Here is a 25,360-nt window from a genome sequence, read left to right on the forward strand (position 1 = left end):
CATAGCCGGATCGCAATGAAAGCCGCCAGCAGCACGAAGCCCGTGGTCCGGGTGAGGCCGAACCAGCGAATCAGGCTGAAGCGCCGGCCGAGCGCGGCGCGCCGTTCTCGCTCCTCGCGGCGGCGCTCGCGGATCGCGAGCCGCCGTTCGTTGAGGCGGTTGAGCTGGTCTCTGAGGTTCGGTGCCACGGCGCGGACGCTACTAAAGAGATCGCCGCTGCGCCAGATCGCCACCCACGATCAGCGGCCGGCCGGAACCGGGAGCTGTCAACCAAGACCGATTGATTTTGTTGCGTTTTTGCCCTCGACGCGGACAGAATGGGCCGCCGGGTGTAAGGAACGCGATATGAAGGCGATCATTGTTGGGGGCGGGGTTGGCGGGCTGACGGCGGCCCTGATGCTGCACGCGCGCGGCATCGATTGCGAGGTCTTTGAGCAGGCCGAGCAGATCCGCGAACTGGGAGTCGGGATCAACACCCTGCCGCACGCCATCAAGGAATTGGCGCAGGTCGGGCTGCTCGACCGGCTGGATCAGGTCGCAATCCGCACCTATGAGTTGATCTATTGCAACCGGCTCGGGCAGGAAATCTGGCGTGAGCCGCGCGGCACCGATGCCGGCTTCGACTTTCCTCAATTCTCCATCCATCGCGGCCGGCTGCAGGGCGTGATCTATGCCGCCGCCCGCGCCCGGCTCGGCGAATCCCGCATCCATACCGGGCATCGCCTCGGCTCATTCACCCAGGACGAGACCGGCGTCACCGCCTATTTCTTCGATCGTGGCGGCTCGCATATTCACACGGCGCGCGGCGACATCCTGATCGGCGCCGACGGCCTGCATTCCTTCGTGCGCGCGCAGCTTTTCCCGAACGAGGAGCCGGCGCGCTTCACCGGAACGGTGCTGTGGCGCGGCGCGCTGGACTGGCCGAAATTCCTCACCGGGCGCTCGATGGTGATCGCGGGCGGCATGGCCGGCAAGCTGGTGCTCTATCCGATCGCCGAGGGCTCGCGCGAGGACCGCTGCCTGATGAACTGGGCGGTGATGGTGAAGGTCTCGGAGGGCGGCGGCACGCCCAAGAAAGAGGACTGGTCGCGGCTCGGCCGCTTCGAGGACCTGATGCCGCATGTGCAGAAATTCGCCATCCCCTATTGCGATGCCAAGGCGCTGATCGAGGCCACGCCGGAATTCTGGGAATATCCGCTCTGCGATCGCGATCCTCTGCCGCGCTGGTCGCATGGCCGCGTGACGCTGCTGGGAGATGCCGCGCATCCGATGTATCCGGTCGGTTCGAACGGCGCCTCGCAGGCGATCCTCGACGCGCGCTGCCTCGCCGACCGGCTGGTCGATAGCGAGCACGCCCGGCACGCGCTTTACGCCTATGAGCGGGAGCGGCTGCCGATGACCTCGCAGATCGTGATGATGAACCGAAAGGGCGGTCCGGAAGGCGTGATCGATGCGGTGGAGCAGCGCGCACCGGACGGCTTCAGCAATATCGACGACGTTTTGTCCTACGAGGAGCGCAAGGCCATCGTGCGTGGCTATGCGTCGACTGCGGGGTTTGCCCGTGAGCAGGTCAACCGCCCTGCGACGAAAGCGGCCTGACCCCCGAGCGGCGATAGTCCAGCGGCGTCATGCCTATGACGCGGCGGAAGCGGCGGTTGAAGCTCGACAGGTCGCCGAAGCCCGAATCATAGGCGATTTCCGCAATGGGGCGTCCGGTACCGCGGAGCTTGTCGGCGGCAGCCTGGAGCCGGCGCAGCAGCAGGAATTGATGCGGCGTCACGCCGGCAACCTGCCGGAATGTGCGCAGGAAATGGTACGGGCTCATGCCTGCAGCGGCCGCCAGTCCGGCAAGGGTGAAGGTCTCGTGGCTCTCGGCCGCGATATGCCGCAACGCTTCGGCGATGCGCCGCCTGTCGCGTTCGCTCGGGGACCGTGACAGGCGGCTGGTCCCCGCCGCGCCAGCGATCGCTGCGCCCGCGATCGCAAGCGCGATTTCCTCGAGGTTGCCGCCATCGTCCCGTGCAGCCGCCGCTTCCGCGATCAGCGGCAGCAAGCGCGTCGAGGGCGGCAGGTGCGAACTTGCGAAACCGGAGCGGCGGATGCCGGGCATTGCGGCCGCGACATCCTCGAAAAAATCCGGCGTGAAATGGAACGACAGGCAGCGGTCGCCGGTCGCGTGCGCGTGGCTGCATTCGTAACAGCATCCCGGATCGCCGAGCAGCAACGCGCCGGGCGCAAGCGTGGCTTTGCCATGCGCGGTGCGGTACTCGAACGTGCCTTCGGTGACGGCAGCGACGCAAACAAGATCGTGCTGCTCCTCGAACGGGCGGTCATGCGGTCCGGCGCGGCACACGATGTCCTGTGCGGTCCAGCCGCGGCCCTTCGCCAGCAATCGCGAATGCATCGTCATGCCGCGACAATAGCAATTTTTCCCAAGTCTGCGGCCGAAAGCTTCGTCTAGAAGCGCGTGCCGTAGGCAATGGCTGGAGCGCCCGCGATGCGCATTGATCAAGACGGATTCCTGCAGCGGCTCCTGTCCGACGGACCGGCCGCCGACCGCGCTCAACAGATGCGTCTCTATGGATGGCTGGTCGGTGACTGGCGGATGGATTGCACGCTGTTTCTCGACGAAGGCCGCGTACAGCAAGGGGCGGGCGAGATCCATTTCCGCTGGGCGCTGCAAGGCCGCGCCATCCAGGATGTCTGGATCCTGCCGGGCGTGTTCTACGGCACGACGCTGCGCGTCTACGATGCCGGACTGGATGCCTGGCACATCATCTGGAGCGATCCGCTGCGGCCTTATTATGCGCGCCAGATCGGTCGCGCGCAGGGCCAAGACATCGTGCAGATGGGCAAGGACGACGACGGCACGCCGACGCGCTGGAGCTTCAGCGAAATAACCCCGGATTCGTTCCGCTGGCGCGGCGAACGCGCGTCGGACGGCGGCACGACCTGGCGGCTGCAGGCCGAGTTTCTGGCCCGGCGCACCGGGGCGCCATAGCGTCGTGCCGTCGCAAGGACATTCGCGCGGAATCGCGCCGAGACTCACTCCGGCGGCGGCGGCAGAAAGATGATCTCGTGTCGCGCCGCGAGCGCGACGACCTCGTCGGGCTTCTGCTCCTTCATGGAGTGGATGCCCCAGAACAGATCGTAAAGCTTGCGGGTGGGCGTCACCCAGAACACGCATTTCACCGGCTGGTCGGACTTGTTGAAAATGCCGTGCGGGATCTGCATCGGCAGCCGGATCGTGTCGCCGGCGGTCGCCGAATAGTCGCGCCCGTCGAGCAGGAAATCGAGTTTGCCTTCCAGCATGTAGATGAATTCATCCTGTGTCGGATGAATATGCGGCGGCACGAAGGTGCCGGGCGGGAAGGTCGCGTGCCAGGCGAAATTCTGCTCCGACAGCACCTTGGGCACATAGGTCTGGCCGAGAATATTCCAGACGATGCCGTCGATGCCTGTTGCCGCCTTGGTGATGCCTGCCGTGAGCGGTTGCATATGGTGCGAACTCCCTTCGCCTGCGGATATTGCGTCCGCATTAAACCAGAAAGGAAACGGAATCGAAAAGCATCCGTGCGGCACAGCGCGGGCTCTTTTTCAAGGAACGTAAACGCGAGCCCAACCACTCAGCAGCACGCGGCCCGGCGGCGCAAGGCACGCCGCAGCGTAATGTTAACGCAGAAATGCGCGTGAATCGGCCGGTCCGCAACCGCGGCTGCGTCAGCGTGCCGGCCCGCGCCCGTCCTCCGCGCGGCCAAGCGGTGCGGCGGCCGCTGTCCCAATTGCCGAAGGGCGGTGTCCGGACAGCCGCTTGTGCAGATGCACCATCATCGCCATGCCGAATAGCGGCGTCGCAAGATTAACGATCGGGATCGAGACGAAGGCCGCGATCAGAAGCCCTGCGGCGAAGACCTGCGCGCCGTTCTCCTTGCGGAAGGCCTTGGCCTCCGCGGCCGGGCGAAAGCGCATCGCGGCCAGTTCGAAATATTCGCGGCTGAGCAGCCAGGCTGCCGCCACGAACAGGATCACGAAGCCCATGCCTGCGAACAGGATGAAGGGCAGCGCCACCAGATAGACGCCGACCGCAATCAATGCGGTCTTGGCGCCCTCGAATATCGAGCGGTCGAGCGGCAGCGCCGTGCCGGGCGGGTCGGCAGGGTAATATTCGCGCTCGACGATATCGGCGATCTCGTCGACGAAGAAGCTGCCGACAAGGGCGGTCACCGCCGGCATCAGGAAGATGCCGCCCACCACGATGCCGAGTGCGGACGCGATCGAGGCGAACCAGATGATCCAGGAGAGCGGCGTGTGCGAGTTTGGCCCGAGCGCCGTTTCCGCCCAGAGCCCGCCGCTCACGGTGAGCCAGTCGAGGAATTTGTACAGGCCGAAGCCGACCAGAACGATCAGCACGATGGCGAGCAGCATCGACTTGCTCAGCACCGACCGGAACGGCGGCGAGACCATTTGTTGCAAGGCTCTGAATGCGGCGTCGAACATGGCCTTTGGCTCCCGCCTGCAGAAACGGCGTGCCGAGATTCACGCCCGACGGGCGGCGACGCCGCGGCTACACATAAAAGTCCGGCCGCCCCGCACAAGTGCCGTCATCAAAAATGGCCGGGACGAAGCCCGGCCACGATGCACTTCCCGACGGATGAAACATTGCCGGTCAGCGGCGTCTGTCGGCCTTTTTCAGCCGTACCACAACGTCGATCCGGGCGATCTCATAGCCTTCCGGCGCTACCGGCATCTTGTTCACGGTGACGTCCGCGCTCGGGATGTCGACCAGTTCGTTTTCGCCTTCGACGAAGAAATGATGATGTTCGGAGGCGTTGGTGTCGAAATAGGTCTTGGAGCCGTCGACCGCGACCTGGCGCAGGAGACCGACCTCGGTGAATTGATGCAGGGTGTTGTAAACCGTTGCGAGCGACACCGGAACTTTGGCCTTGCTCGCTTCCTCGTACAGCATTTCCGCGGTCAGATGCCGGTCGCCCTTGGCGAACAGGATCCAGCCCAGCGCCATGCGCTGGCGTGTCGGACGCAGCCCGACTTCGCGCAGCATCGATTTCACATCATGCCAAGGGCAGCCATTCAGCTCCGTGCGCCGTATATCGTGCGCAGCATGATGGTTATGTTGCGCCGGACCGGCTTCGGACGGCGTTGAAAAAACGACTGTACGCGGTGGGTTCATTGTTCTCTCTTTGCCCCTTGGTCCCGGTTCAAGGCCGAGATTGGTTGCATTTGTAATTATAGCCGGGGCCAGCCGCCACTTGCAACCGTTTCGCATCTAGCCAGATTAGAATAGCACAAATCCGCTGCTTTGCCGGTCTCTCACCCCTGTGTTAGGAACCGCCCGAACCCGTCGTTCGGGCTGGACGCCCTGAGCCCCATATTCTGGAGAAGATTACCGGCATGCAGAGCCGCCAGACGCGTTTTGAGTTCGAGGACCTGCTGGCCTGCGGCCGGGGCGAATTGTTTTCCGGCGGCCCGCAACTGCCGTTGCCGCCGATGCTGATGTTCGACCGGATTTCGGAACTGTCCGAGGAGGGCGGCGAGCACGGCAAGGGCCTGGTGCGGGCCGAACTCGATGTCAAACCGGACCTGTGGTTTTTCGCCTGCCATTTCAAGGGCGATCCGGTGATGCCGGGCTGCCTCGGGCTCGATGCACTGTGGCAGATGCTGGGCTTCTTCCTCGGCTGGCTGGGCTCTTCCGGCAACGGCCGGGCACTTGGCATGGGCGAGGTGAAATTCTCCGGCCAGGTGCTGCCGAGCGTGAAAAAGGTGGTCTACGGGCTTGAGATCAAGCGGGTGATGCGCTCCAAGCTTGTGCTCGGAATTGCGGACGGCTGGCTCTCGGCCGACGGCAATGTGATCTATCGCGCCAGCGACCTGAAAGTCGGCCTGTTCAAGCCCGACGCGCCGATCGCGGCCGGAGCCTGAGCTGTCTCCATCCGCCTTGCGATCTTGCGCCGGACCGGCCACGTGTTAACCGTTGTGACGGGCGGCGGCCCGCAGGGGCGGCGGGTGCGGACGGGTAGATATCTGCGATCTGAGCTTTTGACGAGGCAATCATGCGGCGAGTGGTCGTGACCGGGATGGGCATTGTCTCGTCCATTGGCAACAACACAAACGAAGTGCTGGCGAGCCTGCGCGAGGCGAAATCCGGCATTTCGCGCGCCGAGCAATTCGCCGATCACGGCTTCAAGTGCCAGGTCGCCGGCATTCCGAACATCGATGTCGAAAGCATGATCGATCGCCGCGCCATGCGTTTCCTCGGTCAGGGCGCCGCGTGGAACCATATCGCCATGGAGCAGGCGATCCGCGATGCCGGCATCGAGGAGAGCGACCTCGTCAACGAGCGCACCGGCATCATCATGGGGTCGGGCGGCCCGACCACCTCGACCATCGTGGACGCCGCCGACATCACCCGCGAGAAGGGCTCGCCCAAGCGCATCGGCCCGTTCGCGGTGCCGAAGGCGATGTCGTCCACCGCATCGGCGACGCTCGCGACCTGGTTCAAGATCAAGGGCGTGAATTATTCGATCTCGTCGGCCTGTGCGACCTCCAACCATTGCATCGGCAATGCCGCCGAGATCATTCAATGGGGCAAGCAGGACATGATCTTCGCAGGCGGCTGCGAGGATCTGCACTGGACGCTGTCCAATCTGTTCGATGCGATGGGCGCGATGTCGTCGAAATACAACGATACGCCGGAAACGGCGTCGCGGGCCTATGACGAAGGTCGCGACGGCTTCGTGATCGCCGGCGGCGCCGGCGTGCTGGTGCTGGAAGAGCTCGAACATGCCAGAGCACGCGGCGCGAAAATCTATGCCGAGGTCGCGGGCTACGGCGCAACCTCCGACGGTCACGACATGGTGGCGCCGTCCGGCGAGGGCGCAGTGCGCTGTATGAGGATGGCGTTGCAGGACGTCAAAATCCCGGTCGATTACGTCAACCCGCACGCGACCGCGACGCCGGTCGGCGACGCCAAGGAGATCGAGGCGCTGCGCGAAGTGTTCGGCGACAAATGCCCGCCGATCTCGGCGACGAAATCGCTGACCGGCCATTCGCTCGGCGCTGCAGGCGTCCAGGAAGCGATCTATTCGCTGCTGATGATGAATAGCGGCTTCATCTGCGAGAGCGCAAACATCCAGACGCTCGATCCGGCTTTCGCCGACATGCCGATCGTGCGCGAGCGCAAGGACGGCTTGAAGCTCGGCTGCGTGCTGTCGAACTCGTTCGGCTTCGGCGGCACCAATGCGTCGGTCGTCTTCAAACATCCCGATGCCTGAGCGCCGATGCGGCTCGCCGGGCAGGACATCGACTGGCACGACGGCAATCTGGTCGACATTCATGTCGCCGGATTGCCGGGCATGACGCAGACCATCCGGCTGTTCCTCGATCTTTATCCCGACGAGGAGGGCGTCGACCGCCGCAAACGCTATCTGTGCACCGGCGAGGGGCTGCGGCGGGTGCTGTTCTCCGCGGATGCGCTGCGCGTCCGCAACAGCAGCAAGTCCGGCAACATCGATTTCATGCGCGTCGAGCCCGGCATCGATACCGAAATCCTGACCGTCACGCTGTTCGGCGGCGTGGTGGAGGCGGAAGCGCAACGTTTTCATCTGACAGAAGCTGCCATCAAATGACAAAACTCATGCAGGGAAAGCGCGGGCTCATCATGGGCGTCGCGAACGACCATTCCATCGCCTGGGGCATCGCCAGGACGCTCGCGGAGCATGGCGCCGAGCTGTGCTTCACCTATCAGGGCGAGGCGCTGCTGAAACGCGTCAAGCCGCTGGCGCAATCGGTTGGCTCGGATTTCCTGATGCCCTGCGATGTCGAGGACATCGCCACCGTCGATGCGGTGTTCGACGCCATGAAGCAGAAATGGGGAACCATCGACTTCTTCGTCCATGCCGTCGGCTTCTCGGACAAGAACGAATTAAAAGGGCGCTTCTGCGATTCCTCGCGCGAGAATTTCGTGCGCACCATGGTGATCTCGTGCTTCTCGTTTGCCGAAGGCGCAAAGCGCGCGGCGGAACTGATGCCCGATGGCGGCGCGATGCTGACGCTGACCTATAATGGCGGCGACCGCGCCATGCCGAATTACAATGTGATGGGTCTCGCCAAGGCCGCGCTGGAATCCTCGGTGCGCTATCTCGCGGTCGATTTCGGCAAGCAGAAGATCCGCGTCAATGCGATTTCGGCCGGTCCGATCCGGACGCTCGCCGGCGCCGGCATTCACGACGCGCGCTTCATGTTCGCGTTCCAGCAGAAATATTCGCCGCTCGGCCGCGGCGTCACGCTGGAGGAACTCGGCGGCGCGGGGCTTTATCTGCTGTCGGATCTCTCCACCGGCGTCACCGGCGAAATTCATTTCGTGGATTCGGGCTACAACGTGATCGCGATGCCGCTGCCGGATGCGTTGCGCGCGGAGGCTGGCGGCAAGGATAGCGGGGAGTGAGTTCCGCCCTGTAGATTATCAGGCGGAATCTCTCCGTTCATCCTCGCGCGAGGATCCGGAAAAACGTGCGCTGGATTCCCGCTTTCGCGGGAATGAGCGGAGAGGCTGGGCGCGATGGGCAAAGATCCGCTGTTTCAGCAGAGCGACCAGGAGACCGAGCGGCTGGTTGCCGACAAACAGGTGATGAACTTCGCCGGCATTATCACGCTGTTGAAGTTTCTGACCGGGCTTGCTGCGCTCGCGTTGATTGCGGCGATCCTTCTGGTCTGGCGCGCGGGATCATGAGAAAGGGCGGCCGTTCGGCCGCCCTTTCTTATTGATGGATTGCGGGGGCGTCGCTTTGCAGCGGCCCGGCAATGACTGAGGCGGTTACGCCGCTTCGCGCAGGGTGTCCTTGCCGAGGTCGAACCGGTCGGCATTCATCACCTTGGTCCAGGCCTTGACGAAGTCCTTCACGAACTTCTCCTTGGAATCCGCGCAGGCATAGACTTCGGCAAAGGCGCGCAGCTGCGAGTGCGACCCGAAGATCAGGTCGACCGCGGTGGCGGTCCATTTCGGCGTCTTGGTCTTGCGATCGACGCCCTGATAGATGCCCTCCGCATTTGGTGCTTGCCACTCGGTCTCCATGGTCAGCAGATTGACGAAGAAGTCGTTCGTCAGCTTGCCGGGCTCCTTGGTGAAGACGCCGTGCTTGGAATCGCCGTGATTGGCGCCCAGCACGCGCAGACCGCCGATCAGAACCGTCATTTCCGGTCCGGTCAGGGTCAGCAACTGGGCCTTGTCCACCAGCGCCTCGACCGGCGGCATGAACTGCTTCTTCTTCTTGTTGACGTAGTTGCGGAAGCCGTCGGCCCGCGGCTCCAGCGGAGCAAACGATTCGACGTCGGTCTGTTCCTGGGACGCATCCATGCGGCCCGGCGCAAACGGCACCTTGACCGAAATCCCGGCATCCTTGGCCGCCTTCTCGATGCCGGCGTTGCCGCCGAGCACGATCAGGTCGGCGAGCGAGACCTTCTTGCCGAAGCCCTTCTGGATCTCTTCGAGTTTGGCCAGCACGGTCTTGAGCTTGGCCGGCTCGTTGACCTCCCAGTCCTTCTGCGGGCTGAGCCGGATGCGCGCGCCATTTGCGCCCCCGCGCTTGTCGGAGCGGCGGAAGGTCGAGGCGGCCGCCCAGGCGGTGGTGACGAGATCGCGCACCGACAAGCCGGAGGCGAGGATCTTGGCCTTGAGATCTTCGGCATCCTTTGCGTCGATCAGCGGATGATCCACGGGCGGGATCGGGTCCTGCCAGATCAGCTCTTCCTTCGGGACGAGTTTGCCGAGATAGCGTGCGCGGGGACCCATGTCGCGATGCGTGAGCTTGAACCAGGCCCGCGCGAACGCATCGGCGAATTGATCCGGGTTTTCCATGAAGCGCCGCGAGATCTTTTCGTAGATGGGATCGAAGCGCAGCGACAGATCGGTCGTCAGCATCTTCGGGACGTGCTTCTTGTTCGGATCGAACGGATCCGGGATCGTCGCGCCGGCGCCCTTCGCACGCCACTGTTTGGCTCCGGCCGGGCTGGTTTCCAGCTCCCATTCATAGCCGAATAGGTTCCAGAAGAAATTGTTGCTCCACTTGGTTGGCGTGGTGGTCCAGATCACTTCTGGGCCGCCCGTGATGGCATGTGCGCCGACGCCGGTCCCAAATTTGCTCTTCCAGCCGAGGCCCTGATCCTCAAGCGCGGCCCCTTCCGGCTCCGGACCGAGCAGCGAGGGATCGCCCGCGCCGTGAGTTTTGCCAAAGGTATGCCCGCCGGCGATCAGCGCGACGGTTTCCTCGTCGTTCATCGCCATGCGGTAGAAGGTTTCGCGAATGTCTTTCGCCGCAGCGACCGGATCCGGATTGCCGTTCGGGCCCTCCGGATTGACGTAGATCAGGCCCATCTGCACGGCTCCGAGCGGGTCGGCGAGTTCGCGTTCGCCGGAGTAGCGTTCGTCACCGAGCCATGTGCCTTCCGGGCCCCAATACAGTTCCTCGGGCTCCCATACGTCGACGCGGCCGCCGGCAAAGCCGAACGTCTTGAAGCCCATCGACTCCAGCGCGACGTTTCCTGCCAGCACCATCAGGTCGGCCCAGGAAATCTTGCGGCCGTATTTCTGCTTGATCGGCCACAGCAGCCGGCGGGCCTTGTCGAGGTTGGCGTTATCGGGCCAGGAGTTGAGCGGAGCGAAGCGCTGCTGACCGGCTCCCGCGCCGCCGCGGCCGTCGGTGATGCGGTAGGTGCCGGCCGAGTGCCAGGCCATGCGGATCATCAGGCCGCCATAGTGACCGAAGTCGGCCGGCCACCAGTCCTGCGAATCCGTCATCAGGGCATGCAGGTCCTTGATCACCGCATCGAGGTCGAGCGACTCGAATTCCTTCGCGTAATCGAAGTCCTTGCCCATCGGATCCGACAGGTCGGAATTCTTGTGCAGCATCTCGATGTCGAGTGCGTCCGGCCACCAGTCGCGGTTCTTCGGTCCGCGCGCGCTGCCGGTGAATGGGCATTTGCCCGGGCCTTTATCGTCAGTCTTTGCGTCCATGATTGTTGGCTCCTCCTCAATGAGCGGGGTCTGGCTGCCGGGCGGGACCATGCTTCGTAGATTTTATAAGGTCCAATCGGATTGATTAGGATCAACGATAAGATTATCTGATCGGCATGATTACCCTGCGTCAGCTTCGTTATCTGGATGCGTTGGCCCGGCACCGGCATTTCGGCCGTGCCGCCGATGCCTGCGCCGTGAGCCAGCCCGCTTTGTCCATGCAGATCAAGGACTTGGAGCAGAGTCTTGGGGTCGCTCTGGTGGAACGCCGGGCCAGCGAAGTGGCCATGACCGAGACCGGGCTCGAAGTCGCCCGGCGGTCCGCACGCATCCTCAGCGAGGTGTCGGATCTCGAGGATTTCGCGCGGCATCGTGGCGCAGTGCTCTCCGGCACGCTGAGATTCGGGGTGATCCCCTCGGTCGCGCCTTATGTGCTGCCGCGTCTCCTGCCCGTGCTGCAGGAGAAGCATCCCGAACTCGAACTGGAATTGCGCGAGACCCAGACCCGCTTTCTGGTCGAGGAACTGATCCGCGGCGCGCTCGACGTGGTGATGATCGCCTTGCCGGCGCCGCAGGCCGAGATCGAGACGCTGGCCTTGTTCGACGATGCGTTCCTGCTCGCGGCGCCCGCGGGCGACGAGCTGCCGAACCGCGCCCGCATCACCGCCGACGACATCGATCCGGAGCGCCTGATCCTGCTCGAAGAGGGTCACTGCCTGCGCGACCAGGCGCTGGCATTCTGCCACGATGCGACCGGCGGCACGTTGCGCGAACTCGGCGCCACCAGTCTCACCACGGTGATGCAGATGGTCGCCAACGGCTATGGCGTCACGCTGATTCCGGAAATCGCGGTGCCGGTGGAGGCGCGCGACGAGCGCGTCAAGCTGCTGCGCTTTGCGCGGCCCGAGCCGTTCCGGACCGTCGGTCTTGCGTGGCGCAAGACCTCGTCGCGGGCACGCGATTTCAGGGCGCTGGGTGAGATTGTGTCGGGGGTGGTGGGATAGACAGAGCACGCTCCCGCCACGCATTCAGGAACGAGGCCAGCGTCCATGCATCCATGCCGTAGGTGTCGGGCAAAGCGCCGCTGAAGCCGGTCATTTGCTGGTTGAACGCGGCGATCGTCCCGGTGTCGATGGCCGTGTTGTTGAAAAACACCATCGGTGCGCCGACATCGACCACGACAAAGTCGCTTGTGTCGCGCCACCGAAAGCCGCTGCGCCTGAACCCCTGAAACACCTCGAATCCATTGGCGTCGAGCCGCAAGACCGATCCCCGGATGAGGGGCAGCAGCAAGAACGGCAAAGCCGCAGCGCATCCAATTGCGCCGAGCCACAGAAAGAATCGCTCCAGCGCGCTGAGCGGCCAATAGAGCGCCATGACCAGGAGGCAGCCGCCGAACACGACGATTCCGATCAGAATGAAGATCTGCTTGCGGCGCGGCGTCGTGAGTTTCACGGGGCCGGGAAAGCGGGCCAGAATGGTGTCGGGCGGAATTAGCGAGCCCTGGATCGCCTCCGGCCACAACTCATGCACGGCCATGGCCGCGACGAGCCCGAAAAAGACGACGACCAGCCATCCGCCGGGATCGCGCGTCACCGCGACAAAGCTTCCGGCCGCCATGAATCCGGCGCCGATCGCAAGCACGCCGTACCATTTCAGGCGATACCAGTCGGGCATGGGTGAGGCTCGGAGCGAAGGGTGATGCTGCGGCCGATGATAAACGCAACGGGCCGCAACGAAAAAGGGCGGCCAGACGGCCGCCCTTCGAACTCACCGTGAACACATATCATACGGAAGCTATTCCGCGCCGCCGGCGGCGGCTTCCGGCTCCTTCTCGCGCTCCGCCTTCTGCTTGGCCTCGAGATCCTCGCCGGTTTCCTGGTCGACCACTTTCATCGACAGCCGCACCTTGCCGCGGTCGTCGAAGCCCAAGAGCTTCACCTTGACCTTGTCGCCTTCCTTGACGACATCCGAGGTCTTCTGCACCCGGCCCTGGGCGAGATGGCTGATATGGACGAGGCCGTCGCGCGAACCGAAGAAGTTCACGAAGGCGCCGAAATCCATCACCTTGACCACGGTGCCGTCGTAGATCTGGCCGACTTCCGGATCGGAGGCGATCGACTTGATCCACTTGATCGCGGCGCGGATCGATTCGCCATTGGCGGAAGCGACCTTCACCGTGCCGTCGTCCTCGACATTGATCTTGGCGCCGGTCTTCTCAACGATCTCGCGGATCACCTTGCCGCCGGTGCCGATCACTTCGCGGATCTTGTCGACCGGAATCTTCAGGGTCTCGATGCGCGGCGCATGTTCGCCGAGTTCGGCGCGCGCCGCGGTGAGAGCCTTCGCCATCTCGCCAAGGATATGGATGCGGCCGTCCTTGGCCTGGCCGAGCGCGATCTTCATGATCTGCTCGGTGATGCCGGCGATCTTGATGTCCATCTGCAAGGACGTGATGCCCTGCTCGGTGCCGGCCACCTTGAAGTCCATGTCGCCGAGATGATCCTCGTCGCCGAGAATGTCCGAGAGCACGGCAAATTTCTCGCCTTCCAGGATCAGGCCCATGGCAATGCCCGCGGTCGGCCGCTTGAGCGGCACGCCGGCATCCATGAGCGCAAGAGAGGAGCCGCAGACGGTCGCCATCGACGACGAGCCGTTCGACTCGGTGATCTCCGACACCACGCGGATGGTATAGGGAAATTCATGATGCGGCGGCAGCACCGGGTGGATCGCGCGCCAGGCGAGCTTGCCATGGCCGATCTCGCGCCGCTTGGTGCCGCCCAGACGCCCGGTCTCGCCGACCGAGAAGGGCGGGAAGTTATAGTGCAGCAGGAAATGCTCCTTGTAGGTTCCCTGCAGCGCATCGATCCATTGCTCGTCCTCGCCGGTGCCGAGCGTGGTGACCACCAGCGCCTGGGTCTCGCCGCGGGTGAACAGCGCCGAGCCATGGGTGCGCGGAAGCACGCCGACCTCGCAGACGATCGGGCGCACGGTCTTCAGATCGCGGCCGTCGATGCGCTTCGACGTATCGAGAATGTTCCAGCGCACGATCTTGGCTTCCAGTTCCTTGAAGACGCCGGCAACCCGCTGCTTGTCATATTTGGGTTCGGCGCCCTCCGGGAAGAAATGCGCCAGCATCTTTTCCTTCACCGCGCCGACCGCGGCATAGCGCTCCTGCTTGGCGGAGATGGAATAAGCGGCGCGCAAATCCTTCTCGAACAGGCCAAGCATTTCCTTTTCAAGCTCGGTATTGTCGATGACGGTGAGTTCGCGCGGCTCCTTGGCGGCCTTTTCGGCGAGCTGGATGATCGCATTAATGACCGGCTGGAAATGCCGGTGGCCGAACATCACGGCGCCCAGCATCACCTCTTCGGACAATTCCTTGGCTTCGGATTCCACCATCAGCACGGCGTCGGCTGTGCCGGCCACAACGAGGTCGAGCGCGCTTTCCGGCATCTCGTCGATGACGGGATTGAGCACATATTCGCCGTTGATGAAGCCGACGCGGGCGGCGCCGATCGGGCCCATGAACGGCACGCCCGACAACGTCAGTGCGGCGGACGCCGCGACCATCGCCAGCACGTCCGGATCGTTTTCCATGTCATGCGAGAGCGTGGTGACGATCACCTGCGTCTCGTTGCGCCAGCCCTCGGCAAACAGCGGACGGATCGGGCGGTCGATCAGGCGGGAGACCAGCGTTTCCTTTTCGGTCGGGCGGCCTTCGCGCTTGAAATAGCCCCCGGGGATGCGCCCGGCCGCATAGAATTTTTCCTGGTAATCGACGGTCAGCGGCAGGAAGTCCACGCCCTCGCGCGGCGCCTTCGCCGCGACCACGGTTGCAAGCACGGTGGTTTCGCCATAGGTCGCAACCACGGCGCCGTCGGCCTGACGCGCGATCTTGCCGGTCTCGAGGATGAGCTTGCGCCCGCCCCAGTCGAGTTCAACAGCATGTTTTTCGAACATTTCGCTTTTCTCTCATCGGTTCGGACTGAGGAAAAAGCCATGTGCAAGACGGCGAGACGCTGTTCGCCCTTCGTTTGAACGCAGTGGGCGCAAAGCAGCGTCCGGCGATCCTGCCATGGCTCATCCCTCCGGGATGCGAATGGAGCAATCCGTATTGTCTCCATCCGGGTCCGGCAGGTCACGCTGCCGGTCGCAATCGACGGACGCCGCATTGCGTCCGTTCGCCGGGGCATGAAACAGGTCCGAAAAAGTCACGTTTCGGAATCCGCCCCTAAAGGCAGCGCGGCGCTCGCGCCGCGCAGCGTCGTGCAGCACGATGTCGTCCGAAAACCGCTTTCGACTTTTCGGCATCGTGCTTTTGTGAGCATGAGGCCGCCGGAAATCCGCGTTGCGCTTTCCGGCATCATGCTCCTGCCGCGCAACGGGCGCGGCACGCCCGATCAGCGGCGGATATTGAGCCGCTCGATCAGTTCCTTGTAGCGCGCCTCGTCCTTGCGCTTGATGTAATCGAGCAGCTGACGGCGCTGCGACACCAGCTTCAGGAGACCGCGGCGCGAATGGTTGTCCTTGGTATGGGTCTTGAAATGGCCGGTCAGATTGTTGATCCGCTCGGACAGGATCGCAACCTGGACTTCGGGAGAACCGGTATCGCCCTTGGTGCGGGCAAACGTCTTGATCACTTCGGCCTTGCGGCCGGCTTCGATCGACATCGTCACATGCCTTTTTCTTTGCCGGCGCTGCCAGTCAGGCCGGCGAGGTTGAACACGCGCTTGGGGACGATCTGGCCCTGACCGGTCTCGGCGAGAGCGATCAGCTCGCCCGCCACCGTGACGTAGACCAGGCCCTCAAGAATGGGAGCGTCCCGTCCGCGCAGGATGACGGCCTGGCCTCTCTGGAGCCGGGCCGCATCGGACCTGTTGACGGCCAGCGCCGGGATGTCGTCCAGCGCGGTCTCAACAGGCCATAACGCATCGGCGAGGCTTGCCTCGCCAGCGGCGGCTCTATCGCACAAAGCCGTAAGCTGTTCCAGCGAAATCATTTCGCCCTCGCCAAACGGGCCCACGGACGTCCGGCGGAGCGCCGAAACATGGCCTTTGCAGCCCACAAGGCGGCCGAAATCCCGAGCCAGCGCCCTTACATAGGTACCTTTGCCGCAATCGGTCTCGAATACCGCATGATCGGGGTCGGGCAGCTCCACGAGGTCCAGCCGGTCGATCTCGATCTCCCGCGGCTGGAGTTCCACCACCTCGCCGTCACGGGCGATGTCATAGGCCCGCTCGCCGTCGATCTTGATGGCGGAATAGCGGGGCGGGGTCTGCAGGATCACGCCCCTGAAGCGCGGCAGGATCGCCTCAATCTGCTCCGCGGTCGGCCGGGCCTCGCTCACCTCGACCACGCGGCCTTCCGAATCGTCGGTGTCGCGTTCCTCGCCCCAGCGCACGGTGAACCGATAGGTCTTGGTCGAGTCCATGATGAAGGGCACGGTCTTGGTGGCCTCCCCGAGTGCGATCGGCAGGCAGCCGGTGGCGAGCGGATCGAGGGTGCCGGCATGGCCTGCGCGCTTCGCCGAGAACAGGCGGCGGATCACCGCAACCGCATGCGTCGAGGTCATGCCGATCGGCTTGTCGAGCACCACCCAGCCATGCACGTCGCGTTTGTCGCGGCGCGGCTGCTGCTTGCGCTTTTCCTTGCGGCCGGCTTTACCCGCTTGCTCGGTGCGCTCGCTCCCCCCCGCAACCGGAGCCTGCTCGGGTTGCGCATCATCATGCGCAAGTCGGGTAGACCCGGCGTGCGTTGGGGCAGGGTTGGGGAGGGGGCTGGATGCTTGCGCCGACGATTGCGAGACACCGCCGTCCAGTCCACCTGCGCTCACGCCGCGGTGGACGGCCTCCCCCGCAAGGGGGCAGGTGAAGGAGAGACCTGAGCGCTGTTCGTTACTCATCGGCGTCTCCATCCTTTTCGATGTCGCGCCGTACCTGCGGCGTTCGCAAAAGCTTCTCGATCCGTTCCGCCTCATCGAATCGCTCGTCGGCGCGGAATCGAATCTCAGGTGCAAATTTCAGGTTAACGCGATGCGCGATCTCGCCGCGCAGATAGCGCTTGTTGTTGTTCAACGCGTCGATCACCTCGCTCACGTCCTTGCCGCCGAGCGGCATGACATAAATGGTCGCGAGTTTCAGGTCGGCGGTCATGCGCACTTCCGGGATCGTGATCATGTGGCCTTCGATCACCGGGTCGTGGATGTCGCCGCGCGTCAGCATCTCCGCGACAGCATGGCGGATCAGTTCGCCGACGCGAAGCTGGCGCTGCGACGCGCCGGCCGGGCCGGACTCGGGTTTGGGTTTCTTGTGTCGCATGACAATTTCCAATTGCGGTCATGCCCGGGCTTGACCCGGGCATCCATCACTTTCGCAGGATGCATTTTTTGGATGGATTGCCGGGCTTTCGAGCGAAGACGCGCTTCGCGCTTAGGCCCGGCAATGACAACGTACAAACGGAGCCGTGAGACTTGGACTCACAGGCTGCGCTGCACCTGCTCCACCCGGTAGCACTCGATCACGTCGCCGACGCGCATGTCCTGGTAATTCTCGAAAGCCATGCCGCATTCCTGGCCGGCCTTCACTTCCTTGGCGTCGTCCTTGAAGCGCTTGAGCTGCGAAAGCTTGCCTTCGTGGACCACGACATTGTCGCGGATCAGGCGCACTTCGGCGCCGCGTTCCACCGTGCCGTCGGTGACGATACAGCCGGCGACCTTGCCGACCTTCGACACGTTGAACACTTCCTGGATGCGCGCATTGCCGAGCATGGTCTCGCGCCGTTCCGGCGTGAGCAGGCCCGACATCGCGGCCTTCACGTCATCCACGAGATTGTAGATGATGTTGTAATAACGGATCTCGATGCCGTCGCGCTCGGCCGCCTCGCGCGCTTCCTTGTGGGCGCGCACGTTGAAGCCGATCACCGCCGCGCCGATCGATTCGGCGAGCGTGATATCGGACTCGGTGATGCCGCCGACGCCCGACAGCACGACGCGTGCGCCGACCTCGTCGGTGCCGAGCTTGTCGAGCGCGCCGATGATCGCTTCCAGCGAGCCCTGCACGTCGGCCTTGATGACCAGCGGAAATTCCTTGCGGCCCGCGGTCTTGGCCTGCGCCATCATCTGTTCCAGCGAGCCGCGCATGCCGGTCTGGCGCGCAGCCTGCTTCTCGCGGCGCTGGCGCTCGCGGTAGGTCGCGATCTCGCGAGCCCGCGCTTCGCTCTCCACCACCGCAAGCCGGTCGCCCGCATCCGGCGTGCCGTTGAAGCCGAGAATCTCCACCGGCACCGAGGGGCCGGCCTGCTGAACATTCTCGCCCTTGTCGCTGATCAGCGCCCGCACCCGGCCCCATTCGGAGCCGGCGACAACGATATCGCCGATGTCGAGCGTGCCGCGCTGGATCAAGACGGTGGCGACCGGACCGCGTCCACGGTCGAGCTTGGCCTCGATCACCGTGCCTTCGGCAAGACGGCGCGGATTGGCCTTCAGATCGAGGATTTCCGCCTGCAGGCCGATGGTCTCGAGCAGCTTGTCGAGATTCATCTTCTTCAGGGCCGAGACCTCGACATCGAGCACGTCGCCGCCGAGCGATTCGACCTGCACCTCGTGCTGCAGCAGTTCGGTGCGCACGCGCTCGGGCTTGGCGTCCGGCTTGTCGATCTTGTTGATGGCGACGATCATCGGCACCTTCGCCGCCTTGGCGTGCTGGATCGCCTCGACGGTCTGCGGCATCACGCCGTCGTCTGCAGCGACCACGAGGACGACGATGTCGGTGACCTTGGCGCCGCGCGCACGCATCGCGGTGAAGGCGGCGTGGCCGGGCGTGTCGATGAAGGTGATCTTGCCGTGCGAGGGCGATTCCACCTGATAGGCGCCGATATGCTGGGTGATGCCGCCGGCTTCGCCGGAGACAACATTCGCAGAGCGAATGGCGTCGAGCAGCGAGGTCTTGCCGTGGTCGACATGGCCCATGATGGTCACCACCGGGGCGCGCGGATCGAGCTCGTCCGGATCGTCCGGCGTGTCGAACAGGCCTTCCTCGACGTCGGCTTCGGACACGCGCTTGACGGTATGGCCGAGCTCTTCGGCGATCAGCTGCGCCGTATCGGCGTCGATCACGTCGGTGATCTTGGCCATATGGCCCTGCTTCATCAGCATCCGGATCACGTCGACGCCGCGCTCGGCCATGCGGTTGGCGAGTTCCTGGATGGTGATGGTTTCCGGAATGACGACTTCGCGGGCGAGCTTTTCCTTGGGCTCGTCGTGATGGCCCTTGAGGCGCTGCGTGCGGCGGCGGAACGAGGCGACCGAGCGCTCGCGCACCTCGTCGGCGCTGGTTGCATTGACCACGGTGAGGCGGGTGCGCTGCTTGGGCGCGGCGCCGCGGGGCGCCTTGACCGCCGGTGCCGGACGCGCCGCGCCGCCGGTGCCGGGACGCCGGCCGCGCGGGGCCTCCTCATCCTCGGCCTCGATCACCTGCGGCCGTGCGCCGAGGCGGCCGCCACCCGGACTTGCAGGCACCGATGCGGGAGCCGGCGTTTCGTCGCCAAAGCGCTTCTTGGCCTCCTGCTCGGCCTTGCGCTTGGCTTCTTCCTCACGGCGATGCCTTTCTTCCTCTTCCCGCTTGCGCGCTTCAGCGGCCTCGCGCTCGGCTTTCTCGATGCTCTCGCGGCTCTGGCGGCGGCGCGCCTCTTCTTCGGCGATCTTGCGCTCTTCAGCCTCGCGCACGCGGGCATCGGCGAGCGCATGAGCCCGCGCGTTGCGTTCGTCTTCGGTCAGGGTGCGCAGCACCACGCCCGATTTCGGCGCAGGTGCAGCGGGCGCGGCCGAACCGCCCCGCGGCGCAGGTGCTTGCGGCTTCTTCGTTGATTCCTGCGGGACAGGCTCGGGCTTGCCATCGCCGCCGCCGATGACGCGGCGCTTTACCTTCTCGACCACGACCTGCTTGGTGCGGCCATGGCTGAAGCTCTGGCGGACCACGCCGGTTTCGGTGCGCGGCTTCAGCGTCAGCGTCTTGCCGCTGCCGATCTTTTTCTCGCCGGGCGTCTTGGTCTCACTCATTCGTATTCCGTTCCCGAATCCGTTCTCGTGGGTTCGTCGTCTTGGGTTCCTGGTCCAGCGCACGCACCCGCCCCGGCTTGTCCGTTTCGCCGGTGCGGAAGCGCATCATGCGCCGACAACGCGTGAGGAAGCCCTGGCTTGCTGGGCCGGCAAGCAGGGCAGCATGTATCACATTTGACCGCCCCAATGCCAAATCCAATTGCGCGCCGGAAAACGCCCGGATCACCGGCATTTCCGGACCGGGCCGGTCCGGATCGCGCCGCAGCAGGGCTTTCAGCTTGCGCAGCCCGTCCTCGGCGCCGTCGGCAGCGTGCAGCAGCGCCACCGGCTTATCCCGGTTCAGCGCCGCCTCGACCTTGGTGAAGCCCGACACCACGGAGCCGGCCTTGGCCGCGATCGACAGGGCATCCAGCGCCGCCCGCTCCAGCAGCTGGTCCGTGAGGGTTCCCAGCCCGGAATCGGCGCGGACCTCTTTCTTGAAGCCTCGGGCGAACAAGTTGCGGCGCTGGGCGGTCTCCACCGCGGCGCGGCTTGCGGAAATCCACAGGCCACGGCCGGGCAGGGTGCGCTTGATGTCCGGGACCACCATACCATCGGGCCCGACGACGAACCGGATCAGATCGTCGACCGGCTTGACCGCACGCTCGACCACGCAAAAGCGCTCGGTCGCGGCCCCTTTATGGGGGCCGTTATCCAGCACCTTGTCGTCAAGCGCAGCCAGCATCGGCCGTTCGTCACCTCACGCGTCCGCAGCTTCGGCCTCGGCCTCTTCGGCGGCGTCGGAATTCTTGGCCAGATCGGCTTCGGTGATCCAGCCGGCCTTGAGGCGTGCCTGCATGACAATCGCCTCGCATTCGTCGCGCGACAGCTCGAAGCCGTCGAGGAAGCCCGGCTCGCGCTTGGTCTCGCCATCCTTGCGTTCGGTCCAGCCGGCCAGATCGTCGGTGGCGCAGCCGGCCAGATCCTCGAGCGTCTTGACGCCATTCTCGCCAAAGGCGACCAGCATCTTCGTGGTAACGCCCGGAATCTCCTTCAGCGCATCCTCGACACCAAGAGCACGGCGCTTTTCGTCATATTCGGCCTCGATCCGGCCCAGATAATCCCGCGCGCGGTTCTGCAGCTCCTCTGCGGTTTCCTCGTCGAAACCCTCGATGCCCGCGATCTCCTTGACGTCGATCAGCGCCAGCTCCTCGACCGAGGTGAAGCCTTCCGATGCCAGCAGCTGGCCGACCACCTCGTCGACATCCAGCGCCTCGATGAAGGTCTTGGTGCGATTCTGGAATTCGGCCTGGCGGCGCTCGGACTCTTCCTGCTCGGTGAGGATGTCGATATCCCAGCCGGTGAGTTGCGAGGCCAGACGCACATTCTGGCCGCGCCGTCCGATCGCAAGCGACAATTGGGCATCCGGAACGACGACTTCAATACGCTCCTTGTCTTCGTCGAGCACCACCTTGGCGACTTCGGCGGGTGCGAGCGCATTGACGACGAAGGTCGCGATGTCATGCGACCAGGGAATGATGTCGATCTTCTCGCCCTGCAGCTCGTTCACCACCGCCTGCACGCGCGAGCCGCGCATGCCGACGCAGGCGCCGACCGGATCGACCGAGGAATCGCGGGAAATCACGCCGATCTTGGCGCGAGAGCCGGGATCGCGCGCCACCGCCTTCACCTCGACGATGCCGTCGTAGATTTCCGGCACTTCCTGCGCGAACAGCTTGGCCATGAATTGCGGATGGGTGCGCGACAGGAAAATCTGCGGTCCGCGCGGCTCGCGGCGCACGTCGTAGATATAGGCGCGAACCCGGTCGCCGTTGCGGAACACTTCGCGCGGCAGCATCTCGTCGCGGCGGATGATGGCTTCGCCGCGGCCCAGATCGACGACCACGTTGCCGTATTCCACACGCTTGACCACCCCGTTGACGATATCGCCGATGCGGTCCTTGTATTCCTGGTATTGCCGGTCGCGCTCGGCCTCGCGCACTTTCTGCACGATCACCTGCTTGGCGCTCTGCGCGGCGATGCGGCCATATTCGAGCGGCGGCAGCGCATCGGCGATGGTATCACCGACCTGCGCCGACGGATTGAGGCGGCGGGCGTCCTCAAGGCTGATCTGATTGGACGGATTTTCCACCTGGTCGACGACCAGCATGTGGCGGGAGAGCCGCAGCTCGCCCTTCTTCTGATCGATCTCGGCGCGCACCTCGGTCTCGCTGCCGTAGCGCGAGCGGGCGGCCCGTGCGATCGCGTCTTCCATTGCCGCGATGACGATCGAGCGGTCGATCGACTTTTCGCGCGCCACCGCATCGGCGATCTGCAGCAATTCGAGCTTGTTTGCGCTCACAGCTGCCATGGTCATTCTCCTTCGTCAGAAACGCCGGACCGCAGCCGCTTGGCCCGGTCCAGTTGGGATTGCTTCGGTCGCGGCGCCGGCCGCTCCTGCTTTTGCCGCGGCGCTTTGCCGGCCTTGGCCCTGGCTTTTGGCGAATAGTCTGGTTTCGGTGCGGTCTCGCCATCCGCCGCGCGCTCGGCGGCCTTGCCCTGGCGCAGCGCCTGCGCGATCAAATCGTCGGTGAGGACCAGTTTGGCCTCAGCCATATCGTCGATTGGCAGCAGAAATTCCGCGGGACCGCCGGCTTTTTCCGCCTTCGCATCGTCGATGCGAAGGCGCGCCGCATCGCCTTCGACCCCGAGCAGCGTGCCGCGAAAACGCTTGCGGCCGTTCACCGGCACATTCATCTCGACCTTGGCAAGATGACCGGCATGCTTTTCGAAGTCCGAGCGGCGCACCAGCGGACGGTCGATGCCGGGCGAGGAAATCTCCAGCCGGTAGGCGCGATCGATCGGGTCGGAGACGTCGAGCACCGGCGACAGCGCGTGCGAAATCTCCTCGCAATCCTCGATGGTCAGGGTGCCGTCCGGCCGCTCCGCCATCACCTGCACGGTGCATCCGTCCGCTGCCGATATCCGCACCCGGACCAGCCGGAAGCCCATGCCTTCGACCACCGGCTCCGCGATTGCGGCGACGCGGGCAGCCAGGCCGGGCTCCGCGATCAGGCGCGGGTCGGGAGCAGTCTTTTGGTCGGACGAAAGGCTCATCGAAACGTTTGGTTCGGCGTCTGGCTTGCTGGTTCGGTTTGGCGGTTCGGCAGTTCTGCTTTTCAGTTCGGCTCGGCGGAATTCACATCTGCCCGGACCTTGCCCGGGGACACGGCGTGCAATCGCGCGCATCCGGGCGCTTCAGGTAACAAAAAAGAGCGGGTCCCGGGCGGGGCCCACTCTCAAAAACCAGCCCGACAACCGGACTGTTATGAGGTGTCTTAAGACACGGCGAATATAGCGGTTTCACTCGATTTCGCAAGTGCCTGCGAATCCCGGACCAAGTGCCCGTTAACCGGCTAACCCTTCCTTCAGACTCGGGCGGTAAATTTCGACCGATTTTTGCCGGCTGTCCCATTTTGTAAAAGATCGATGGCCCCATCATTTTCGTTGTTTCCGGAACTTGAAAGCGTCGTCCAGCACGGCTCCGACGAGCGGCGTCACGACGCCCTGCGCCGCATTACCGCGCTGTTTCTGCATGCCGCCGAACGCTTCAACGAGGATCATCTGCGCCTGTTCGACGACGTGTTCGTCATGCTGATCCGGGAAATCGAGTCCAAGGCCCGCGCGGAATTGTCGCGTCAGCTGGCGCCGGTGCCCAATTCTCCGGGCAAGATTATCCGCCGGCTCGCCAAAGACGAAGACATCATGGTGGCGGGGCCCGTGCTCGCGCAATCGCCGCGGCTCGTGACTGCCGATCTCGTCGAAATCGCCGGCGCCATGGGACCGGAACATCTCTACGCAATCTCCAGCCGCGCGGCGATCGACGAGCCGGTGACCGACGTTCTGGTGCGGCGCGGGGACTTCACGGTCAAGCGCAAGCTGGCCGGCAATGCCGGCGCGAGAATTTCCGAAAGTTCTTTTGCGGCCTTGGTGCGCAGCGCCGAGCATGACGGTGTGCTCGCCGAGACCGTCGCGCTGCGCAACGACGTGCCCGAACATATGTTCCGGGAATTGCTCGCACGCGCCACCGAAGTGGTGCAGCGACGGCTGCTGGCAAAGGCGCGCCCGGAAACCCAGGCCGAGATCCGGCGCGTGCTGGCGCGGGTCTCGGGGCAGGCCTTTGCCGTGCGCCCGCCGAGGGATTTTTCCGAAGCGCATGTCCGGGTGCGCATGCTGGCCGAGGAAGGCAAGCTCGGCGAGGCCGAACTCGCCGAATTTGCCAGGAGCCGGTCATACGACCAGACGGTTGTCGCCCTGTCCTATCTGTCCGATGTGCCGGCCGATGTCGTGGACCGCCTGCTCTCAGGCGAGCGCCCCGATCCGATCCTCATCCTCTGCAAAGCTGCGAATTACAGCTGGTCGACCGCGCGGGAAATTCTGCTGGCGCGGACCAGCGAGCGCGGCAAGGGCGCGCCGAGCCTCGACACGGCGGCCGCCAATTTCGACCGCCTGTCGTCCGCGACCGCCAAGCGGGTGGTGCGATTCTGGCAGCTTACGCCGGTCGAGCCGGCCCCGGAAGCCGCCGGAACGTGAGGTAGCAGGGCCTGCGGCCCTCGCGCTTGGCCTTGGCTTCGTAGCGCGTGCTCACAAAATCCGTCCAAGGCTGACGCCAGTCGTCGGCGCACTGCGCGGTCCACTCGAAATCGGGAGACTGCAGCAGCCGCACCAGCGTCCATGCGGCGTAGTCCTCGATATCGGTCGCGAAACGGAAGACGCCGCCGGGGTGCAGCACGCGCGCGATCGCGGTAACGGTGCGGTCCTGCACGAAGCGCCGCTTCCAGTGCCGGCGCTTCGGCCACGGATCGGGATAGAGCAGGTAGACCGTCGACAGCGCGGCGGGCGGCAGCCAGGCCAGGAGATCGATGGCGTCGCCGTGATGCAGGCGAATGTTGTCGAGGGCCCTTGCCTCGATCGCGGCCAGCGCCTTGGCCATGCCGTTGAGAAACGGTTCGACGCCGATGAAGCCGCAATCGGGATTTATGGTGGCTTGCGCGATCAGATGCTCGGCGCCGCCGAAGCCGATCTCAAGCCGGACCTCGTCTTGCCGGCGCGCAAACAGCGCGGACAGGCTATCCGGCGCCGGTTGTTGCAGATCGATGCGAAGCCGCGGCAGCAATGTCTCGAACAGACGCGCCTGGCCGCTGCGCAGGGCCTTGCCCTTGCGGCGTCCGAAAAATGCGCCGCCGTGCCGCCGTTCGTGCGGTTTTGCTGGTTCCGAATGCATAACGGCCGCATCC

General features: G+C 64.5%; 25 protein-coding genes. 9 read left to right on the plus strand and 16 right to left on the minus strand.

The features are described 5' to 3' along the window. Positions 1–233 (minus strand): hypothetical protein (locus ACK41X_RS11370; protein WP_409722874.1); only part of this gene is annotated, 233 nt, incomplete at its 3' end. Positions 234–345: 112 nt separating this feature from the next. Between ACK41X_RS11370 and ACK41X_RS11375 the strand changes: the two genes are divergently transcribed. Then, entirely contained in the window at positions 346–1,599 is a 1,254-nt protein-coding gene (locus tag ACK41X_RS11375) for a flavin-dependent oxidoreductase (protein ID WP_409722877.1), read from the plus strand. On the opposite strand, the gene ACK41X_RS11380 is transcribed toward ACK41X_RS11375, so the two are convergent. Continuing rightward, complete coding sequence (locus tag ACK41X_RS11380) at positions 1,571–2,410, minus strand: helix-turn-helix domain-containing protein (RefSeq protein ID WP_409722879.1); 840 nt, start codon at positions 2,408–2,410, stop codon at positions 1,571–1,573. The genes ACK41X_RS11375 and ACK41X_RS11380 overlap by 29 nt on opposite strands. 87 nt (positions 2,411–2,497) lie before the next feature. On the opposite strand from ACK41X_RS11380, the gene ACK41X_RS11385 reads away from it, so the two are divergent. Beyond that, positions 2,498–3,001, plus strand: coding sequence for a hypothetical protein (locus ACK41X_RS11385; protein ID WP_409722882.1), 504 nt, complete (start codon positions 2,498–2,500; stop codon positions 2,999–3,001). A 44-nt stretch (positions 3,002–3,045) separates the two neighbouring features. On the opposite strand, the gene ACK41X_RS11390 is transcribed toward ACK41X_RS11385, so the two are convergent. The 3 genes from ACK41X_RS11390 to irrA form a co-directional block, all read right to left on the minus strand. Beyond that, entirely contained in the window at positions 3,046–3,498 is a 453-nt protein-coding gene (locus ACK41X_RS11390) for a cupin domain-containing protein (RefSeq protein ID WP_409722885.1), read from the minus strand. A gap of 222 nt (positions 3,499–3,720) precedes the next feature. Then, positions 3,721–4,497, minus strand: a complete 777-nt coding sequence (locus ACK41X_RS11395; RefSeq protein WP_409722887.1) for a sulfate transporter family protein — start codon at positions 4,495–4,497, stop codon at positions 3,721–3,723. Between the two features lie 169 nt (positions 4,498–4,666). Further along, positions 4,667–5,188 carry an iron response transcriptional regulator IrrA gene (gene irrA / locus ACK41X_RS11400; RefSeq protein WP_409722890.1) on the minus strand — a complete coding sequence of 174 codons (522 nt, stop codon included), beginning with the start codon at positions 5,186–5,188 and terminating at the stop codon, positions 4,667–4,669. Between the two features lie 221 nt (positions 5,189–5,409). On the opposite strand from irrA, the gene fabA reads away from it, so the two are divergent. From fabA to ACK41X_RS11425, 5 genes are all read left to right on the plus strand, one after another. Next, a complete protein-coding gene (gene fabA / locus ACK41X_RS11405) occupies positions 5,410–5,937 on the plus strand; it encodes a 3-hydroxyacyl-[acyl-carrier-protein] dehydratase FabA (RefSeq protein ID WP_409722893.1) in 528 nt (175 codons plus the stop codon). Positions 5,938–6,068: 131 nt separating this feature from the next. Next, positions 6,069–7,289, plus strand: coding sequence for a beta-ketoacyl-ACP synthase I (gene fabB / locus ACK41X_RS11410; protein WP_409722895.1), 1,221 nt, complete (start codon positions 6,069–6,071; stop codon positions 7,287–7,289). Positions 7,290–7,295: 6 nt separating this feature from the next. After that, a complete protein-coding gene (locus tag ACK41X_RS11415) occupies positions 7,296–7,643 on the plus strand; it encodes a hypothetical protein (RefSeq protein ID WP_409722898.1) in 348 nt (115 codons plus the stop codon). Continuing rightward, positions 7,640–8,461 (plus strand): enoyl-ACP reductase FabI, encoded by an 822-nt coding sequence (gene fabI / locus ACK41X_RS11420; protein ID WP_409722901.1) that lies wholly within the window; start codon positions 7,640–7,642, stop codon positions 8,459–8,461. The genes ACK41X_RS11415 and fabI overlap by 4 nt, the downstream gene beginning before the upstream one ends. Before the next feature lie 114 nt (positions 8,462–8,575). Beyond that, positions 8,576–8,746 carry a hypothetical protein gene (locus tag ACK41X_RS11425; protein ID WP_409722903.1) on the plus strand — a complete coding sequence of 57 codons (171 nt, stop codon included), beginning with the start codon at positions 8,576–8,578 and terminating at the stop codon, positions 8,744–8,746. 84 nt (positions 8,747–8,830) lie between these two features. Here ACK41X_RS11425 and katG read toward each other — a convergent pair whose 3' ends face one another. Continuing rightward, positions 8,831–11,026 carry a catalase/peroxidase HPI gene (gene katG, locus ACK41X_RS11430; RefSeq protein ID WP_409722906.1) on the minus strand — a complete coding sequence of 732 codons (2,196 nt, stop codon included), beginning with the start codon at positions 11,024–11,026 and terminating at the stop codon, positions 8,831–8,833. Between the two features lie 116 nt (positions 11,027–11,142). Here katG and ACK41X_RS11435 point away from each other — a divergent pair, with 116 nt between their 5' ends. Continuing rightward, positions 11,143–12,030, plus strand: coding sequence for a LysR substrate-binding domain-containing protein (locus ACK41X_RS11435; RefSeq protein ID WP_409722909.1), 888 nt, complete (start codon positions 11,143–11,145; stop codon positions 12,028–12,030). On the opposite strand, the gene ACK41X_RS11440 is transcribed toward ACK41X_RS11435, so the two are convergent. From ACK41X_RS11440 to rimP, 9 genes are all read right to left on the minus strand, one after another. Then, positions 11,990–12,703, minus strand: a complete 714-nt coding sequence (locus tag ACK41X_RS11440; RefSeq protein WP_409722911.1) for a hypothetical protein — start codon at positions 12,701–12,703, stop codon at positions 11,990–11,992. The genes ACK41X_RS11435 and ACK41X_RS11440 overlap by 41 nt on opposite strands. A 120-nt stretch (positions 12,704–12,823) precedes the next feature. Further along, complete coding sequence (pnp, locus tag ACK41X_RS11445; protein WP_409722914.1) at positions 12,824–14,989, minus strand: polyribonucleotide nucleotidyltransferase; 2,166 nt, start codon at positions 14,987–14,989, stop codon at positions 12,824–12,826. Positions 14,990–15,429: 440 nt separating this feature from the next. Then, positions 15,430–15,699: a 30S ribosomal protein S15 gene (rpsO, locus tag ACK41X_RS11450; protein WP_409722917.1), complete on the minus strand. Its 270-nt coding sequence runs from the start codon at positions 15,697–15,699 to the stop codon at positions 15,430–15,432. Positions 15,700–15,701: 2 nt separating this feature from the next. Continuing rightward, on the minus strand, positions 15,702–16,931 hold the full coding sequence (gene truB / locus ACK41X_RS11455; protein WP_409722921.1) for a tRNA pseudouridine(55) synthase TruB: 1,230 nt from the start codon (positions 16,929–16,931) through the stop codon (positions 15,702–15,704). After that, entirely contained in the window at positions 16,924–17,346 is a 423-nt protein-coding gene (gene rbfA / locus ACK41X_RS11460) for a 30S ribosome-binding factor RbfA (RefSeq protein ID WP_409722924.1), read from the minus strand. Before rbfA ends, truB begins: the two co-directional genes overlap by 8 nt. Positions 17,347–17,504: 158 nt before the next feature. Further along, positions 17,505–20,084, minus strand: a complete 2,580-nt coding sequence (gene infB / locus ACK41X_RS11465) for a translation initiation factor IF-2 (protein WP_409722927.1) — start codon at positions 20,082–20,084, stop codon at positions 17,505–17,507. Next, positions 20,077–20,808, minus strand: coding sequence for an RNA-binding protein (locus ACK41X_RS11470; protein ID WP_409722929.1), 732 nt, complete (start codon positions 20,806–20,808; stop codon positions 20,077–20,079). The genes infB and ACK41X_RS11470 overlap by 8 nt, the downstream gene beginning before the upstream one ends. Positions 20,809–20,823: 15 nt before the next feature. Then, complete coding sequence (gene nusA / locus ACK41X_RS11475) at positions 20,824–22,434, minus strand: transcription termination factor NusA (protein ID WP_409722932.1); 1,611 nt, start codon at positions 22,432–22,434, stop codon at positions 20,824–20,826. A gap of 2 nt (positions 22,435–22,436) precedes the next feature. Next, positions 22,437–23,180: a ribosome maturation factor RimP gene (gene rimP / locus ACK41X_RS11480; RefSeq protein ID WP_409722935.1), complete on the minus strand. Its 744-nt coding sequence runs from the start codon at positions 23,178–23,180 to the stop codon at positions 22,437–22,439. Between the two features lie 372 nt (positions 23,181–23,552). Here rimP and ACK41X_RS11485 point away from each other — a divergent pair, with 372 nt between their 5' ends. Further along, positions 23,553–24,656 carry a DUF2336 domain-containing protein gene (locus ACK41X_RS11485; protein ID WP_409722938.1) on the plus strand — a complete coding sequence of 368 codons (1,104 nt, stop codon included), beginning with the start codon at positions 23,553–23,555 and terminating at the stop codon, positions 24,654–24,656. Here ACK41X_RS11485 and trmB read toward each other — a convergent pair. Continuing rightward, complete coding sequence (gene trmB / locus ACK41X_RS11490) at positions 24,616–25,347, minus strand: tRNA (guanosine(46)-N7)-methyltransferase TrmB (protein WP_409722941.1); 732 nt, start codon at positions 25,345–25,347, stop codon at positions 24,616–24,618. The two genes, ACK41X_RS11485 and trmB, sit on opposite strands and share 41 nt — an antisense overlap. Between the last annotated feature and the right edge of the window lie 13 nt (positions 25,348–25,360).

The sequence above is a fragment of the Pseudorhodoplanes sp. genome, assembly GCF_046289595.1.
In the GTDB taxonomy this organism is placed as follows: Bacteria; Pseudomonadota; Alphaproteobacteria; order Rhizobiales; family Xanthobacteraceae; genus Pseudorhodoplanes.